We start from the raw sequence: 15798 nt of genomic DNA on the forward strand, positions 1-15798 counted from the left end.
TATCCTATGCAGTTGCGCGACGACTCACTCCTGCTTAGCGCGTCCGACCTGATCGGGCACCTGAACTGCCGCCATTTGACCGGTCTCGACATAGAGGTCGCGCGCGGCACACTTCCCAAACCCGCCTTCTGGGACCCGCTCCTCCAGATCCTCTGGGAGCGCGGCGCACGCCACGAACGGGGCTATATGGAGCACCTGAAGGCGCAAGGATTCGACGTCACCGTTATCGACGGCGTCGGGGTCGATGACGACGCGGTCGCCCAGACCCGCACGGCGATGATCGAAGGCCATCCTATCATCGTGCAGGGCGCGTTTCGGCTGAATGGCTGGGTCGGTCGTTCCGACATTCTCCGGCGCATCGACACGCCGAGCGATCTGGGAGCCTGGTCCTATGAGGTGATTGACACCAAGCTCGCCCGCGAGACCAAAGGCGGCACCGTCCTGCAACTCTGCCTTTACGCCGAACTCGTGGCCTCGGTGCAGGGGCTGACGCCAGCATATTCCTACGTCGTCGCCCCCTGGTCCGACTATGAGCCGCAGGTCTTCCGCATGGATGACTATGCGGCCTATTACCGTCGGGTACGGGACGGGCTCGCCCGCGCGATCGACGAGCATGGAGACTCGGAGATTTATCCCGACCCGAAAACGCATTGCGATATCTGCCGCTGGCAGGATCGTTGCGACCAGCGGCGGCGCGCCGACGATCATCTCTCCCTCGTGGCCGGTATCAGCAAGGTCCAGATCGACGAACTCAAGCGCCAGGGCATCGAGACCGCCGCCAACCTCGCGGTCATGCCCTTACCCCTTGCCTGGAAGCCCACCCGCGGTGCGGCCCATTCCTACGAGCGCGTCCGCGAACAGGCGCGCATCCAGGTCGAAGGCCGCGCGGCAGGTGCCATGCTCCACGAGTTACTCCCTGTGGTGCCGGGGTTCGGGCTTGCGAGCTTGCCGGCGCCGTCCGCCGGGGATGTCTTCTTCGACCTCGAAGGCGATCCCTTCGCAGGCGAAGGCGGGCTCGAATATCTGTTCGGCTACAGCTTCAAGGATGCGGACGACACCGCCAGCTACACCTGCGACTGGGCATTCTCCCGCGAAGAGGAGAAGGCGAATTTCGAGCGCTTCATCGACTTCGTCATGGCGCGTCTCGAACAGCACCCCGATCTGCACATCTACCACTTCGCGCCCTACGAGCCGGCAGCGCTCAAGCGGCTGATGGGCCGCTACGCGAGCCGCGAGGAGGAGATCGACTTCCTGCTGCGCTCCAAGCGCTTCGTCGATCTTTACGGCGTTGTTCGGAACGGCTTGCGGGCGAGCGTCGAGAGCTACTCGATCAAGAAGCTCGAATCCCTTTACGGCTTCACGCGCGACACAAAGCTGTCCGACGCCAACATGGCGCTCGCCAAAGTCCAGGCCTGCCTAGAGCTTGGCGATCTCGAATTCATCGACGAGGCCGACCGGGCGGTGGTCGCTGGCTATAACCGCGACGACTGCGTTTCGACCTGGCAGCTGCGCGACTGGCTCGAGACCCGGCGCGATGATTTGGTCGCAGGCGGTACGGTCGTGCCACGCCCGGAGGCACCGGAAGGTGCGCCAAGTGAAAAGCTTAGCGAATGGCAGGAGCAGATCAATGCGCTGATCGCGCAGCTGAAGGGCGACGTGCCTCCCAATCCCGCGGACCGGACGCCTGAGCAGCATGCGCGCTGGCTGCTTGCCCATTCGCTCGACTGGCATCGCCGGGAGCAGAAGGCGCTGTGGTGGGAGTATTTCAGGCTGTCCGACTTAGCCGCAGAGGATCTGCTCGAAGAGAGGGCGGGCCTGTCCGGCCTTTCCTTCATCGGTGTGACCGGCGGCACCGCCAAGGCGCCGATCCACCGCTACGGCTTCCCGCCGCAGGAAACGGAACTGCGCGGCGGGGAAGGCTTGCACAATCTGGGCGGCGCGAAGCTTGGTTCGGTCGAGGCAATTTCGCTCGAAGAGCGCTGGGTTGACATCAAAAAGCGGATGGACACCGCCGGCCTGCATTCCGGCGCCGTGTTTGCGCACAAGGTTGTAAGAGCAGAGGTCCTTGCGGAAGCACTCGTCCGCATTGGCACCTATGTCGCCGCAAACGGCATGGAAGGCGACGGTCCATATAGGGCCGCCCGCGATCTTCTCATGCGGATGCCACCGCGGATCGGCGACCAGCCGATCCAGCAGGATGGCGAACCGGCGCTCGATGCCGCGCTCCGCATCGCACCCTTTCTGCAGCCGGGCGTCTTTCCCATTCAAGGCCCGCCCGGTGCCGGCAAGACCCACACCGGCGCCCGCATGATCTGCGTCCTCGTTCAGGCCGGAAAGACCGTCGGCGTGACCGCCAACAGCCACAAGGTCATCCGCAATCTTCTGAATGCTGTCGTGACGGCGGCCGACGAGATGGGCATCGACGTCCAGTGCATGCAGAAGCCTGCCGACAAAGAGGACGGCGTTCACCGCCTGCGCTTCACGACCAAGGCGCCCGAACTGCTCGGAGCCATCGGCCACGGCGTTCACGTCGGCGGCGGCACAGCGTGGCTCTGGGCCTCGCCCGACGCCGCCGAAGCTGTCGATGTCCTCTTTATCGACGAAGCGGCGCAGATGGCGCTTGCCAATGTGCTGGCCGTCTCTCAGGCGGCATCCACTATCGTGCTGCTCGGTGATCCGCAACAACTCGACCAACCCATGCAGGGCAGCCATCCCGAAGGCACCGACGTCTCATCGCTCCATCACATCCTCGGCGGTGATCAAACCATTGCCGATGACCACGGGCTGTTTCTCGCCGAGACGTGGCGGCTTCACCCGGACATCTGCGCCTATACCTCCGAGCTGTTCTACGGTGGGCGCCTTCACCCACGGCCAGGGCTGGAAGTGCAGGACATAAGATCGAGAAGCCGTATCAGCGGTGCGGGCCTGCGCTATATCCCGGTCCCGACTGAAGGCAATCAGAGTTCGTCGCCAGAGGAAGCCGACTGTGTCCGCGATCTTGTGAATGAGATCCTTGGTTCGGGCACGACCTGGATCGACAAACACGGCGTCGAAGCGCCTGTGACGCTCGACGACATCCTCATCATCGCGCCTTACAACGCCCAAGTCTTCGAAATGCGGGACCACATTCCCGGCGGCCGTATCGGCACGGTCGACAAGTTCCAGGGACAGGAAGCGCCGATCGTCATCTACTCGATGACGACTTCAAGCTATGCCGACGCGCCGCGCGGCATGGAGTTTCTCTACAGCCTGAACCGGCTCAATGTGGCCACCTCACGCGCCAAATGCACTTGCATGTTGGTCGCCTCGCCCTCCGTTTTCGAAGCGCAGTGCCGAACGCCCCGACAGATGCAGCTTGCGAACGCCTTCTGCCGGTATCTTGAACGGGCGAACGTGATCTGAGGCGGCTCGCACCGGCTGCGAGTTTCACGCGAGGTCCCCTTCGGTGCGATTACCCTTCTGTCCGAAGACACAGGGAGAACGTGTTAGTGAATATGCCGGATGCAACGAACTAACGCAACGTCCTGAACAGTGACCTGACCAACGCGAATTGGCCAGGCCAGGTCGAGGCGGGATCGAAGGCCCATATCTCCTTGGGCCAACAGCTGATGAGCGCATCACGATGATCTGCATGGGACCTGCCCGATTATGGCGCAAGTCCGGACATATTCGATACGCTGTACGGCGCGGACTCGCTGGATGCATAGCTGGCAGCAATGTAGGCTATGCGACACGTGGGAGCATGGGTCATGTTGCAAAGGCTTAATCTGATAGGGAGGGGTGCTTGTCAGTCGATGAATCTGTCTCCGACGTTGTGCTGGGTGCAGAAGCGGCGCGGTTGATATGGGACGATGACCCGGCGGCGGGGGCACTTGTCGATCCGCGCACGCCAGAATTTGCGCATGCAATGATCGATACGTCAGTGACGATCCTGCGGAGCTCGCGAGGTCTCATAAAGCGCATGATTGATCGCGCGGCGGCGGGAGCGGAGGATCTTGCCGTCGAGCAGTTCCAGGGCATCATCGAAGTCATACAAAACGCCGACGATGTGCGTGCCACGGAAGTGCGATTTGCGCTCCGCGAAAAGCCTGGGAAAAGGCAGCTACTAATAGTTCACAATGGCCAACCGGTGACATGCCACAATGTACTAGGCATGGCGCTGCCGTACCTCACAACCAAGACTGACCGCGTGGACCAGCGAGGCCGGTTCGGTATCGGGATGAAAACCCTCAAACGCATCGCCGATGCTGTCTCGATCCATTCAGCGCCGTATCATTTTTCGGGCGATCAACTACGCTTCGATCGGATAGGTCCAGAGAACGCCATTCCCGGTTTCTATGATCCGACCCTCGACACGATGCTGGTCGCGGACCTCAACGCGAGCTTCCATGAGGATGAACTCAAGGAATGGTGCGAAGCTTGGGAAGCAGATAGCCTTCTTTTCCTGGCGTCGGTGTGCCGGTTTCGATGGTGTACGCTGGATGGGCAATCGATAGCCGAACGCACCCTTGCGTTCTCGGCTTGGGAGCCGGTGCACTACACGGTCTCTCACGCTTCGATAGATCATTTGGTACGCAGGCAGGTGAACGGCCCGGCCGGCAGTTGGACAGTCTGGCGTGCGACCGTAGCAGTACCCGCCCATCTGCACCCTGCGCACAAGGCGCGAAGTGATTTCACGGATATCTCTGTCGCCATAGCGAACGACAACAGCCCGGCGGGGCTGTTCATAGGTTTTCGGTCGCAAGTGCCATTATCTGTCCCTTTCTCGATTGACGCACAGTTCGATCCGAGCACCTCGCGCGAAGCCATCATTGAGAATCCATGGAACAACTGGCTCATCGACCGGACCGGTGAAGTTCTGGCCACGATTGCTGCCGAGCAACTGCGAACAAATCCCTTAGCAGGCTGGAGCCTTGTGCCCCTGGAATCCGAAACAGTGGGTAAGGCGGACGACCGCTGGCTTTCCGGAAGATTTGCCAGTGCCTTTGCTGAAACCCGAGATTGGTTGGCGAAGCAGACTTCCCTCACGATCCAAGGAACGGCGGTACCCCTGGAGCGCATAGTTCACGAAGAAGACTACTTCACCAATGTCCTCGGCGGCGCGGACTTGGAACAGCTGGAGCCAGAATGCACCGCCCTTCCGACGGGGCACCGTGACGATGAGGGCCGCTGGCGAGAGGTTCTCAATGCTCTCGGTGTATCGCCTCTGATCGACGCGGCCGTATTGCTCTCAGCCCTCCGGGACGGTCAGTTTTCCGGCAAGCCCCCGGAATGGTGCGTGGCAGTGGCTTCGCGCCTTGTGCAAAACCATCCTGATGATGAGCTGTTCGACACGCCGTTCTTGCTCACAGATGATCTGCGTATCGTCAGTTGCAGGGAAGCGGATGAGTCGCAAAAGCCGCTAGTCTATGACGCCGCACCCTCTCCTTTTGCGATGCGGTGGCGGCTTATGGATCGTCTGCATCCGGCTTTCGGTCACAACGAAGATGGCAAGGAGGTGATCGCTTGGCTTTCCGCGAATGCTGCGTTCACAAGCCACCTCGAACCTGAGATCGAGCTTGCGGCATTTGCTGAGCATTTCGCTGGCAATCGTATCGAGATCACAGATGAAGAGTTGCGCGAGCTTCGTGAGAGTTTCGATAGCGTGTCCGACAGAAGGGCGGAAAGGCTGGGCCCATCGGTCGGCGACGTGCTGCTCGTCGACGGGTTGGTTTACAAAGGAGGAAAGCCAGCACGACAAAAAGTGGCTTTGACGGAAGCCTATCTCTCCAAAACTCTCGATGGCGAGAACTCCACCTGGCCAGATGCTGCCGGAACCACACCGGGGATCCAGTGGATCGCTGCGAAGTACGAAGACGTGCTCAAGACGGGTGCTAGGCGGTGGGCCAAGCGCAAGCGCGAAGATGGGTCGATATCCCGAGGACCTAGACGCTTCCTGACACTGCTGGGAGCGGAGACCGCCCCACGAGTGGTGGAGACGGATGGGCGGGTACGCTGGGGTGAAGGCGCCCGGTATGCGGAGCTGCGCGCCCGGCGCGCCGAGCAAGTGGAGTATGACTACCTATCGCCTGCCTTAAGCAGCGTCCTCAAAGCTCTGAGAAAGCTTAGTAAACGCGATGTCCGGCAGCGAAGCCCGGCCCTTCTTCGGACACTCTCCAGACACTGGGATCGGCTTTACGCGCCAAGACAGCGCGTTCCGGCTGAGCATGTGGCCACCAAGTATATCCACAGCCGCGGGGAGGTCACCGCCGCATGGCTGAACGAACTTCGTGAAAGTGATTGGGTAGCTGTAGGCCGTGGCGAACTGGTCGCTCCGGACGTGGCCGTACTAAAGACGTCAGAGACCCAGGCGCTTTACCAAGTGTTTGTGTGTGACATCGCGCTGGACGAGGTGTCTGCGGACTGTGCCGTAGCACTCAAGTTAATCGTGGATGTGCGGGTGGGCGATCTGGTCGGCAGGCTCGAGGAAATCCGCGACCAGGCCGGACCCGTCGATGACCTCCATATACTCCAGCTCTATCGCACCATTGCCAAAAGATGTCCCCGCGTAGCGGCGTATAACGCCCTCGTCGGTGAAATGAGTGTGCAGGAACTCAGACGCCGGTTTCTTGCGGGCACGGGACTTGTCTATGTGGGCAATGGAACATGGAAACGTCCCGACGAGGTTATGCGGGGCGTCGACATCTTCCATGACCGCCGGCTCTTTGTGCCGGGAGGCCCAGGCTGTGCCAGTCTCTGGGTCACTCTTGGTGTCGAAGAACCAACACTCGACGATTGTATCCAGTTTTGCCGCGAGCTCGCTGCTGAAGAATACAGCCTGGCTACAGACGCCGTCCTAATGGATGTCTACCGCTATATGGAGGAGATCGTGGGGACGGCCGAGCGCCGTCACCGCGACAAACTACGCCAGCTTCCGTTGTACTGCACGGACAAATGGGTGAGCACGCGCCCGGTGTTCTGGATTGAGAATGCCGAGCTTCGGCAAGAGCTTGTGGCCAGACTTCCCTCTTTGAACTGCTGGACGCCCCCTTGCGACCTTCGGGATTTCCCAGGTCTTGGCCGAGCGATCGGCGTGGAAGTCATGGCACTCACACTTAGCGTCGAGCAAGATATGCCGGAGGAAGAAGAACGCGGCGAACAACTGCGCCTGCGATACGGGCACGCCGTCGACCATTTGTCATCGGAGTTGGCGCGCAGTGAACCGACGCTACGTGATCGCATCAACATAAGCTGGGATACACTCAAGGCAATCCCGCTATATGTATCGGACGGTGTAATTCCTGTTCGGGTTAAGGCCGAGCATCTGCCTTCTACTGGGATCGTTGTCGGTCTTCGCGCTTACATCGATGACGCATCGCGCAGAGTGTACGTGCGGGATGACGACATTGGCGACCGTGAGTTCGGAGGGCGTGCGATTGCCTCGTTCTTTCCGCTGGATGTGCGTCGTCGTATCGGCGGAGAATGGGCCCTAGCGTGGCTTAAGAGCCGGGACACGGCCGCAGAGGTCATCCGCCTTGCCAGTGATGAGAGACGCACAGAGGCCATGGCCGAGACTGCAGCGGCAATTAATGCGGCGCCGAAGAGCAAGATAAAGGTCACCCCGCCGAAAAGCCGCGAGACGAAGGTCGAGCCAAGAACGCTGAAGCAATCAGCAGGGGCGGTGGTCGGCGCGACGGTGCAGCCTGGTACGCAAAGCCACAACCCGAAGCAGGCAGGCAAGAAGCAGACTAAGGGCCTGCATTCAACTCCACCGAAGCCAAGCGAGTTTGCGACGAGCGGTAAAATCTCGGCACCTGCCGCTTACACCAATGCGGATCTGGAACAACGAGGGTGGGAGATTTTGAAGCAGGCGTTGGAGACATCGCCGGACCAACGCCTTACCGACTTTCGTCAGCGACATGGCGTTGGTGCGGACGGAGTATTCGACTGGAAACGCTTCGTCGAGATGAAGGCAACTGCGCGCGCACCGCAAACTCAGATTGAACTCTCCAACAATGAGTTTGAACGAGCAAAGCAACGAGGTAGCGACTTCATCTTGGCGCTCGTATCGGGCCTGGAGACCGGCCAGAAGGACGAGGTTCGGCTGATTTTCGATCCTGCGAACTGTGCCACTATGCGTCCGGCCAACGGTGTGAAGCTAGTTGGCCTTCTGGATGCACCTGCTGTCGTAATACACTTCGAAGAAGCAAGCGAGGAGGCGGAGGCCGACTAGCCCGCCTCGGCAAGAACCAACCTGGGGAGTTGCAATTCCAACGAAGCAATGGGCAAGGGCTCCATTGGCAGCTTTGACAGCCTTGCTTTTCCGCTCTCCTGAAGAGCTTCGGGCGCAGGCAGGCATACGAAAGTCCCCGAGGAAGGATCCCGCGAGGTGCAGTCGACGGCTAGGCTGCCAATGTCCGGGAGAACAATCGGAGCCTGTAGCGAATATCCGGTAGGTGTGGGGATTGACGGTAGCGGTCCCTAGTCTCGATACTCAAACGTTGGATCTCCTACGCTGGAGCAAGCCAGAGTAACATGGTCATCCCGGACCGAGCTGACCTCAACGCTCACTCCGCTGACGGGTGCATCTATGGCCGCTTCGCGCTCCCATCCCGGCCGTGCAAGGTCGCCGCCCCTCATCCCGAAAGCGGCCGCTCCTTGAAATCTGATTGAAGGCCAATGTGGGCTGAAGCAGTCCTTCGCTGCGGTGCTCGCCCTTTGACGGCGATAGCGACGGCGGCTCCAAATTAAGCAGCGAAAGCGAGCTTGCGCGAATTCATCCGTCAAATCCACCCGATACAGCCCAAGAGGGTGCTCTAACTTCTTTGCTATCAGTGATTCGCGAAGTATTCTTACTCGATGTCCTATTTCTCGGATAATTATGAGGCCTTCCGTTACCCGCTCAAAGACGGAGATGCTGCCGGATTCCGGCTAGCACAGCTCGGCGCCATCCATGCTGCTGCCTCACACTTCACCCTGCGGTCAGAGCCCGGTGTGGTCGCGATGCCAACCGGATCGGGTAAAACGGCCGTTCTTATTTCCGCTGCCTTCGTGCTTCGCGCAACGCGTGTTCTCATCATCTCGCCTGGGCGCCTTGTCCGGGAACAGATCGCCGAAGAAGCTGGCGCACTGACTACGCTGCGAGAGGCCGGCGCAATTGGTGACGGCGTTCCGAACCCACGAGTGTTCAGCACCAAGAAACGTATCACGACGGCAGAGGAATGGGAGGCCTTGCGCGAGTTCGATGTCGTCGTAGGCACGGTTCAGAGCATCAGCCCCGAATACGAGCAGATTCCGGAACCGCCCGCTGACCTGTTTGACCTGGTGCTGGTCGACGAAGCGCATCATAGCCCTGCCCGAACGTGGCAGGCGGTGCTCAACCATTTCCCTGAGGCCAAGCGGCTGTTGTTTACGGCGACGCCGTTTCGTCAAGACCAGAAGGAAATCAAAGGCCGCTTCATTTACACCTACGATCTCCATAAGGCCTACGAAGATGGTGTCTTCGGGGAAATTACCTATCAGCCTGTCGGCCCCGCCCCGGGCGTCAACCATGACGTTTCGATCGCGCTCGCAGCCGAGAGACAGTACACGGCGGACCGGGAGGCCGGATTCCGGCACCATCTAATGGTGCGAACGGATAGCCGTAAGCGCGCCGGAGAATTGCAAGCCGTCTACGACGAAAACACAGGGCTCAGACTTCGCATCATTACCGGTGACAAATCGCTGAGATACGTGAAGGGAGTGATTAACAAGCTGCTCGCGGGAGAACTTGATGGCGTTATCTGCGTGAACATGCTCGGTGAAGGTTTTAATCTCCCGAGCCTGAAAATCGCCGCTATCCATTCTCCCCATCGTTCGCTCGCGGTCACCCTGCAATTCATTGGCAGGTTTGCAAGGACGGTCGGTGACAACATCGGGCCTGCGACGTTCCTGGCGATTCCATCGGAGATCGAGATCGAGGCCGAGCGTCTCTATGATACCCGCGCGGTTTGGCAGGAGATGGTGCAGAACCTGAGCGCTACGCGCGTCCACCAGGAAGCGCAGATTCGCGAAGTGCTTGAATCCTTTGCCGTTGCCCAGTTAGGCGCCGAGGACCTTGCTGACCTGTCACTGTTCGTCCTTGAACCGTACTACCACGTCAAAGTCTACCAACTTGATGCGCCGGTCGATCTGAATCAGCCGGTGAATTTTCCGGAGCCGCTTGAGGTCGTTTACGAAGGCATCAGCGAAGCCCACAACGCGGCGGTCTACATCACACGTGAGGTCAGCCTTCCTCGATGGACGACCGATGATCGCCTCGCCATTGTCCACCCGGACCTGTTCATCTTCTATCAGCACGCTGACTCTGGTCTGTTGTTCATATGCGCCTCCCGCCGGGCGGAAGGGCTGTACGCTCAACTGGCTGAAACCTTTGCGGTTGCCAATCCCCGGCCGCTGCCACTTGTTCGCCTGAATCGGGCGCTCAACGATCTGACGACACCCGAATTCTTCAATGTCGGAATGCGCAATCGTGTCGCGCTCAATACCATGGAGTCATATAGGATCGTTACCGGCTCCAACGCGGACAAGGCGATCCATAAGAGTGATGGGCGCCTTTACCATCGCGGCCATGTGTTTGGCCGAGCGTCGGATGACGGCGACCTAGTCACTATCGGATTGAGCAGCGCCTCAAAGATTTGGAGTAATACCAGTTCCAAACTCCCTGGCCTGATCTCGTGGTGCGAGAAGCTTGCCACCCGCATCAGTAGCGACCGCAACCCGGTTACCGGCTCGGGTCTCGACTATCTCGATGTCGGCGAAGAAATCACCGAGCTTCCCGATAACATAATCGGTGCCGATTGGCCGCTGTCAGTGTACCGCAGTCCGCCACTCGTCAGGTTCAATGGCCCGAACGGCGACATCACGGCGCAGCTATTGGACTTCGACATATCCGTTGATCGCGATCGGTCAACGCCCGAAGCGGTGATGGTCACATTGCGGCACGATCCGGGGTTTGCATTCGACGCGACGTTTTCGTTCGAGACTGACCGATATTTTGAGCCAGCAAGCGACCATGAACCGGAGGCATTCGTGGAACACGATCGCGATAACATTCCACTGATCGATTTTCTGAACGGCGATATGCCGCATTTTTTCACGTCCGATCTGTCGCTTGTCGACGGAGCTAGTCTCTTGAGGCCGCCTGACGGCGGCGTTCCTCTCGTTGCCGAGGACCAGTGGGAAGTAGTCGACTGGACAGCTGCAAACGTTGATATCGGCCGCGAATTCGGTAACGCGAGCCCCGGCATGGAGTCGGTCCATTCATGGCTGGATGCTCGTCTGCGCGCATCGAATGATATTGTCGTTTATTACGATCACGGCACGGGCGAGATGGCGGATTTCGTCGGTATCGAACAGCACGACCGTGGATTGACGATTCGTCTCTATCATTGCAAAGGCGCGGGCGGTGCCGCTGCGGGGCACAGGTTGGGTGACATATACGAGGTCACCTCTCAGGCCGTTAAGTCGGTCACCTGGGCGCTCAAGCAGCGCGTGCTCAAGCACATACGCAGGCGGTTCACTGAAAGGAAAGGTGCCCATCAGTTTATCAAAGGCGATCTTGATGCTTTAACGCTCCTCATCGAGGAAGCGACGCCCGCGCAGATTTCATTTGAGTTCCTGGCGGTTCAGCCTGGACTTCAAAGAGAGGGATTGCCGGAAGAATTCGCCAACGTACTTGCCGCCGCCAGCGACCACCTTGTTCGTGGTGGTTTTCTGCCCCTGCGCGTCATGTGTTCGGCATGACCGCCTTGGCGCTTCTTGACGTTCAAGGACATCATGTTCTGACCAATGATGGAGCACAGACCCTCCTCCTCGTAAGCAACGCGGGCTGTATTTAAGAATGACCTTATCGCCTTCGACCAAGTTCGCCGTGGCGGTGAAGCCCCTGCTTTGGAGCTTGAACGGCTACAACGGTCCAAGCAGCCCCCGGGTGGCCGGCGGCTTCGTGAGGAAACACGGGTTTGGCGGTGAGGAATGGAACGGGCGCATTAACCGTACCTGGAGGGGGCAGCGCGTTTTCCATACTGAGACGAAGGAAAAGCTCGATCTCTACGCGAAACATGGACACCTCGGCCTTCTCATGATCGCCATGCATGACGACGTACAGCACATCGTGGGTGTGGCCTGTGGCGTGCGCATCAACGAGGAGGATGACCTCGCCTCGATTTTCAAACAGTCGGCCTTCAAAAACACAATCAATGAGCTATGGAATGCAGGCTCCGTTCGAGCGCGATATGCATCGATTGCGGCATTGAAGAAGGACTTTCCAGCCGGATTTGACACACCGAGGTGGCGTTGCCCATCTGACTATTTTCATTGGTTCGACGAACCTATTCCTCTGCCGAAAGACCCCCTCGGCTTAGGGAAAAAGGTTCTCGCCAAGATGCACAACAACTACCAGGCGATCCGACCCGAACATGCCCTGAAGCTGCTGGATGGACACCTGCCGCCCGAGAGCCTCGTTCGCCAGTGGTTCATAGAAGGGGAGTTCGACGAAGCCTTCCTGCCGCGCTACGTGAGAAGCAAACCAGGTCAGACGTCCTCGGAGCGTGCCGACAACTTCGGCGCGCCAGCGGCCAAAGACCCTTACACGCGCTACATTCAAAATAGGGAGGTCAGGGTAACTCCCGAGCACCACTTGTTAGAGAAGGCGTTTCTCGCCTTCCTGAGAACCCTCAAAGCGACAGCCATTTCGCAGAACAAGAACGCGATCGACGTTCGTTTCCACCTTGCAACTCGGGGCCGCGTCATCGCCGAACTCAAGCCAGCCACAGCTGGGCAGACCAAATACCCCATTCGCTTTGCTGTGGGCCAGGTGCTCGAGTATCGATATTTCCAGAACCCAGACGCACATCCTCTCATCGTCCTGGGAGCCAAACCCAAACACGAAGAGATCAAGTTCTGCCATTCACTAGGTATCAGCTTGGCATGGAAGACAACTGATACGTTTGTCGTCCAGTGGGCACAATGATGATCGACGCAATGCGCAAGTCGTCCACGATGCCTACCACGTGGCGCGAATGACACTTCGGGATCAGAAGTGGAATAGGCGAACTTTTCCTAATTTGCGAACTCAGCACAGCTGCTTGATGCAGAACGTTTTCACAACCGGGCAGTCTGGAAACGGCCCTGATACGGTCAATCCCATCGGCGCAGCTAGGCTGCTAGAAGCCGAGAGAATAATCGGAGCCTGTAGCGTATTTCCGGTAGGTGTGGGGATTGGCGGTAGCGGTCCTCCGCTACCAAAAAAATCGATCGTGCCAAAGATTTAGCTAGTGGTCGCATTCTGCGACGACGGGTACTGGGCGGCTTCTTTTTCTTGCTACTCAGACCTAGCAACTCTCATGTGCTATTCAGGGCCCAACGCCGATGAATCGAACTCTGAACAATATCGGCTTTGACCTGAGGTCCGATTTTCTTCCAGTTTGGCGCAGAGTTTTACTGTTGATTTTTGACCTCATGCTGCCTGTATTTGCGATTTCCTTTTTGATGCAAATTCGTAGGGCGTGAGATTGCCTAGGGATGTATGGGGTCTGTATCTGTTGTAGTCGTCCTTCTATGTAGTGATTTGGAATTCGGCTTCCGCGATCGATGAAAACAGCGTCTCGTTGAGGCACTCATCCCTGAAGCTGCCGTTGAAGCTCTCGACGAAACCGTTTTGCATCGGCTTGCCGGGCTGGATGTAGTGCCAACCGAAACCGGTGACACCATTTGAGAACGGCCATGCTTGTCAGTTCGGTTCCTTTCAGAGACCACGGTGACCGGTTTGCCACGCAGACGGACGAGCGCTTCGCATTCACGTCTTTCCAGCGTCTTCAGCTTGCGGGCATCGGATACATCCATACCGCCAAACTTGGCCTTGTACTTGTGAAAGGTGGCTTCCGAGATTCCGTGGTACCCGCAAACATCGGCCGTCTTCTGGCCGCTCTCCTGCTCTCGCAAAATGCCGATGATCTGTTCTTCCGTGAACCTTGAACGCTTCCTTCCATCCGTCTCCTGAATGCGAGGGACGCTATATCCGAGCGGTCGAACAGCGGGTGGCGAGGCCGGCTCCAACTAGTGGGGTGGAATCCGCTCCCGCCTGTTAGAATACCTCTCGGCTTTCCGGCAGTCGCATTGTTGTGTCGAGGAGGGACGGTGGCTCACTATCTGGTAGCGAATCGGCGATTTGCCCCCTTGTTCTTTTGTCAGGTTGTTTCCTGGTTCAACGATAATTTCCTCAAGAACACCCTGGTCTTCTTGATTTTGTTTAATGTCGCGGAGGGTTCCGCTGCCCTGATTTCCCTCGCAAGCGCCGTCTATATCGTGCCCTTTCTTTTCCTGTCTGCGCCGGGTGGGCAGATTGCCGATCGGTATGACAAGGCCGCTATCTTGAGAGGGCTCAAGTTGGTGGAGATCGCAGGGGCGGTGCTGGCAACCCTCGGCATGGCCTTCCAGTCGCTTCCGACACTGTTTTCGTCACTTCTCATGTTCGGTGTCGTTTCGGCGTTCGGCGTGCCCGTGCAGTACAGCATCCTTCCAGAGCAGATGCGTCCCAACGAACTCCCGACGGCGAACGCCTGGCTGAAGGGGAGTGTCTTTCTCGCCAAGCTGGGGAGCACGCTTTCGGCGGGGCTTCTGTTCACGCTGGATATCGCTCACCTGGCCTTTGCCCCGATCATCGTTACGCTGGCGATTGCCTGTTATCTCGTCAGCCGAATGATTCCCCCGACCACGGCTGCAAGTCCCGGCCTGCGGGTCGACTGGAACATCATCAAGTCGACATGGGAGATCTTTGCCGATCTGGTACGCGAGCGCCGGTTTCTCGTCATTGCCGCGATGACGTCCTGGTTCTGGTTGATCTCCGCCATGATCTTTGCGGTGCTTCCGGTCTTCGTTAAGGAAAACATGGGAGGTGGGGAGAGCGCCGTCACGTTCTTCCTTGTCGTCTTTGCCTTTTCGATCGGCATCGGCTCCGCATTTGCAGCGAGGCTTTGTGCAGGACGGGTTGTCTTCCTGCCGTCGATCATCGGGACGGCACTGATGTCAGTCCTCTGCTTTGATATTCACTTCGTGATTGCGGGCGTCGCCGAACAACACACCTCCGTTCCAATCCTCGACTTCATTGTCCAGGCACATGTGATCCGCATTGCCATCGATGTGGCTGGTCTTGCGATGGCCGGTGGCCTGCTGCTTGTTCCCACGTCCGTTGCTCTTCAGGTCTGGCCCGAACCGGGGCGCCGGGCGAGGACGATCGCGGGGGCAAGCGCATTGGGCGCCGCTCTCATTGTCATCTTCGGCACAGCGCTTGCCGCGGCGCAGAAATTCGGACTGAGCGCTCCCGACGCGATGCTGATCCTGAGCGGGCTGAACGCTGTAGCCTTCGTTCTAATGATCAGGTTTCTCCCGGTGCCCCTTTTCGGACGGCCTCTGTAGGGCACTTCCTGAATCCCATAACGCCTCCATGCCCGATGCATTCCTTGCAGCGATTGCCCCAGCTGCGTGGATCAGGGCGCTTCCCCGAGTTGGTTCGGGCGCTCCTAGTCGGGGCGGTTCGGGCGTGCGGGCTTGAGATGGCGAGCCGCGCCGGAGCCTGTCTGTATCCTTTGGCACAAATGCTATATTGTAATGTTCTCATTCAGTTTGCCTAATATTTAGCCGGCGGCGTTGAGACGGGAAGAACGATGGCCTTTTGGCCCCGATCCGACGGCCGGCATTTTTCCAAGCATCTCTGCGCGGTTTGCGCTCGCATATTTGGTATGTGTAGCGTGTTCAGCTTTGCTGGTGGCTTGATAGTTC

The 15798-nt window shown here is 58.7% G+C and carries 5 protein-coding genes and 1 pseudogene; 5 read left to right on the forward strand and 1 reads right to left on the reverse strand.

Annotated elements, in window-relative coordinates; all coding sequences use genetic code 11:
- The first annotated feature begins 6 nt into the window (after nucleotides 1–6).
- The 4 genes from MNI96_RS04930 to MNI96_RS04945 all read left to right on the forward strand — a co-directional run bounded on the left by MNI96_RS04930 (nucleotide 7) and on the right by MNI96_RS04945 (nucleotide 12991).
- Nucleotides 7–3402 (forward strand): TM0106 family RecB-like putative nuclease, encoded by a 3396-nt coding sequence (locus tag MNI96_RS04930; RefSeq protein WP_249690880.1) that lies wholly within the window; start codon nucleotides 7–9, stop codon nucleotides 3400–3402.
- Between the two features lie 382 nt (nucleotides 3403–3784).
- Nucleotides 3785–8212 (forward strand): sacsin N-terminal ATP-binding-like domain-containing protein, encoded by a 4428-nt coding sequence (locus MNI96_RS04935; protein ID WP_249690881.1) that lies wholly within the window; start codon nucleotides 3785–3787, stop codon nucleotides 8210–8212.
- 626 nt (nucleotides 8213–8838) lie between these two features.
- Complete coding sequence (locus MNI96_RS04940; protein ID WP_249690882.1) at nucleotides 8839–11763, forward strand: DEAD/DEAH box helicase; 2925 nt, start codon at nucleotides 8839–8841, stop codon at nucleotides 11761–11763.
- A 97-nt stretch (nucleotides 11764–11860) separates the two neighbouring features.
- On the forward strand, nucleotides 11861–12991 hold the full coding sequence (locus MNI96_RS04945; RefSeq protein WP_249690884.1) for a hypothetical protein: 1131 nt from the start codon (nucleotides 11861–11863) through the stop codon (nucleotides 12989–12991).
- A gap of 486 nt (nucleotides 12992–13477) precedes the next feature.
- Here the strand turns inward: MNI96_RS04945 and MNI96_RS04950 are convergent.
- Nucleotides 13478–14022 (reverse strand): annotated as a pseudogene (locus tag MNI96_RS04950) (integrase core domain-containing protein).
- Nucleotides 14023–14157: 135 nt separating this feature from the next.
- Here MNI96_RS04950 and MNI96_RS04955 point away from each other — a divergent pair.
- Nucleotides 14158–15435, forward strand: coding sequence for an MFS transporter (locus MNI96_RS04955; protein ID WP_249690887.1), 1278 nt, complete (start codon nucleotides 14158–14160; stop codon nucleotides 15433–15435).
- Nucleotides 15436–15798 lie beyond the last annotated feature (363 nt).

Source organism: Stappia sp. WLB 29 (assembly GCF_023507705.1).
Lineage (GTDB): Bacteria > Pseudomonadota > Alphaproteobacteria > Rhizobiales > Stappiaceae > Stappia.

Excerpts from the sequence above, each read along its gene's own strand:
- MNI96_RS04930 (WP_249690880.1), top strand. The coding sequence starts at position 7 with ATGCAGTTGCGCGACGACTCACTCCTGCTTAGCGCGTCCGACCTGATC.
- MNI96_RS04940 (WP_249690882.1), top strand. The coding sequence starts at position 8,839 with ATGTCCTATTTCTCGGATAATTATGAGGCCTTCCGTTACCCGCTCAAA.
- MNI96_RS04945 (WP_249690884.1), top strand. The coding sequence starts at position 11,861 with ATGACCTTATCGCCTTCGACCAAGTTCGCCGTGGCGGTGAAGCCCCTG.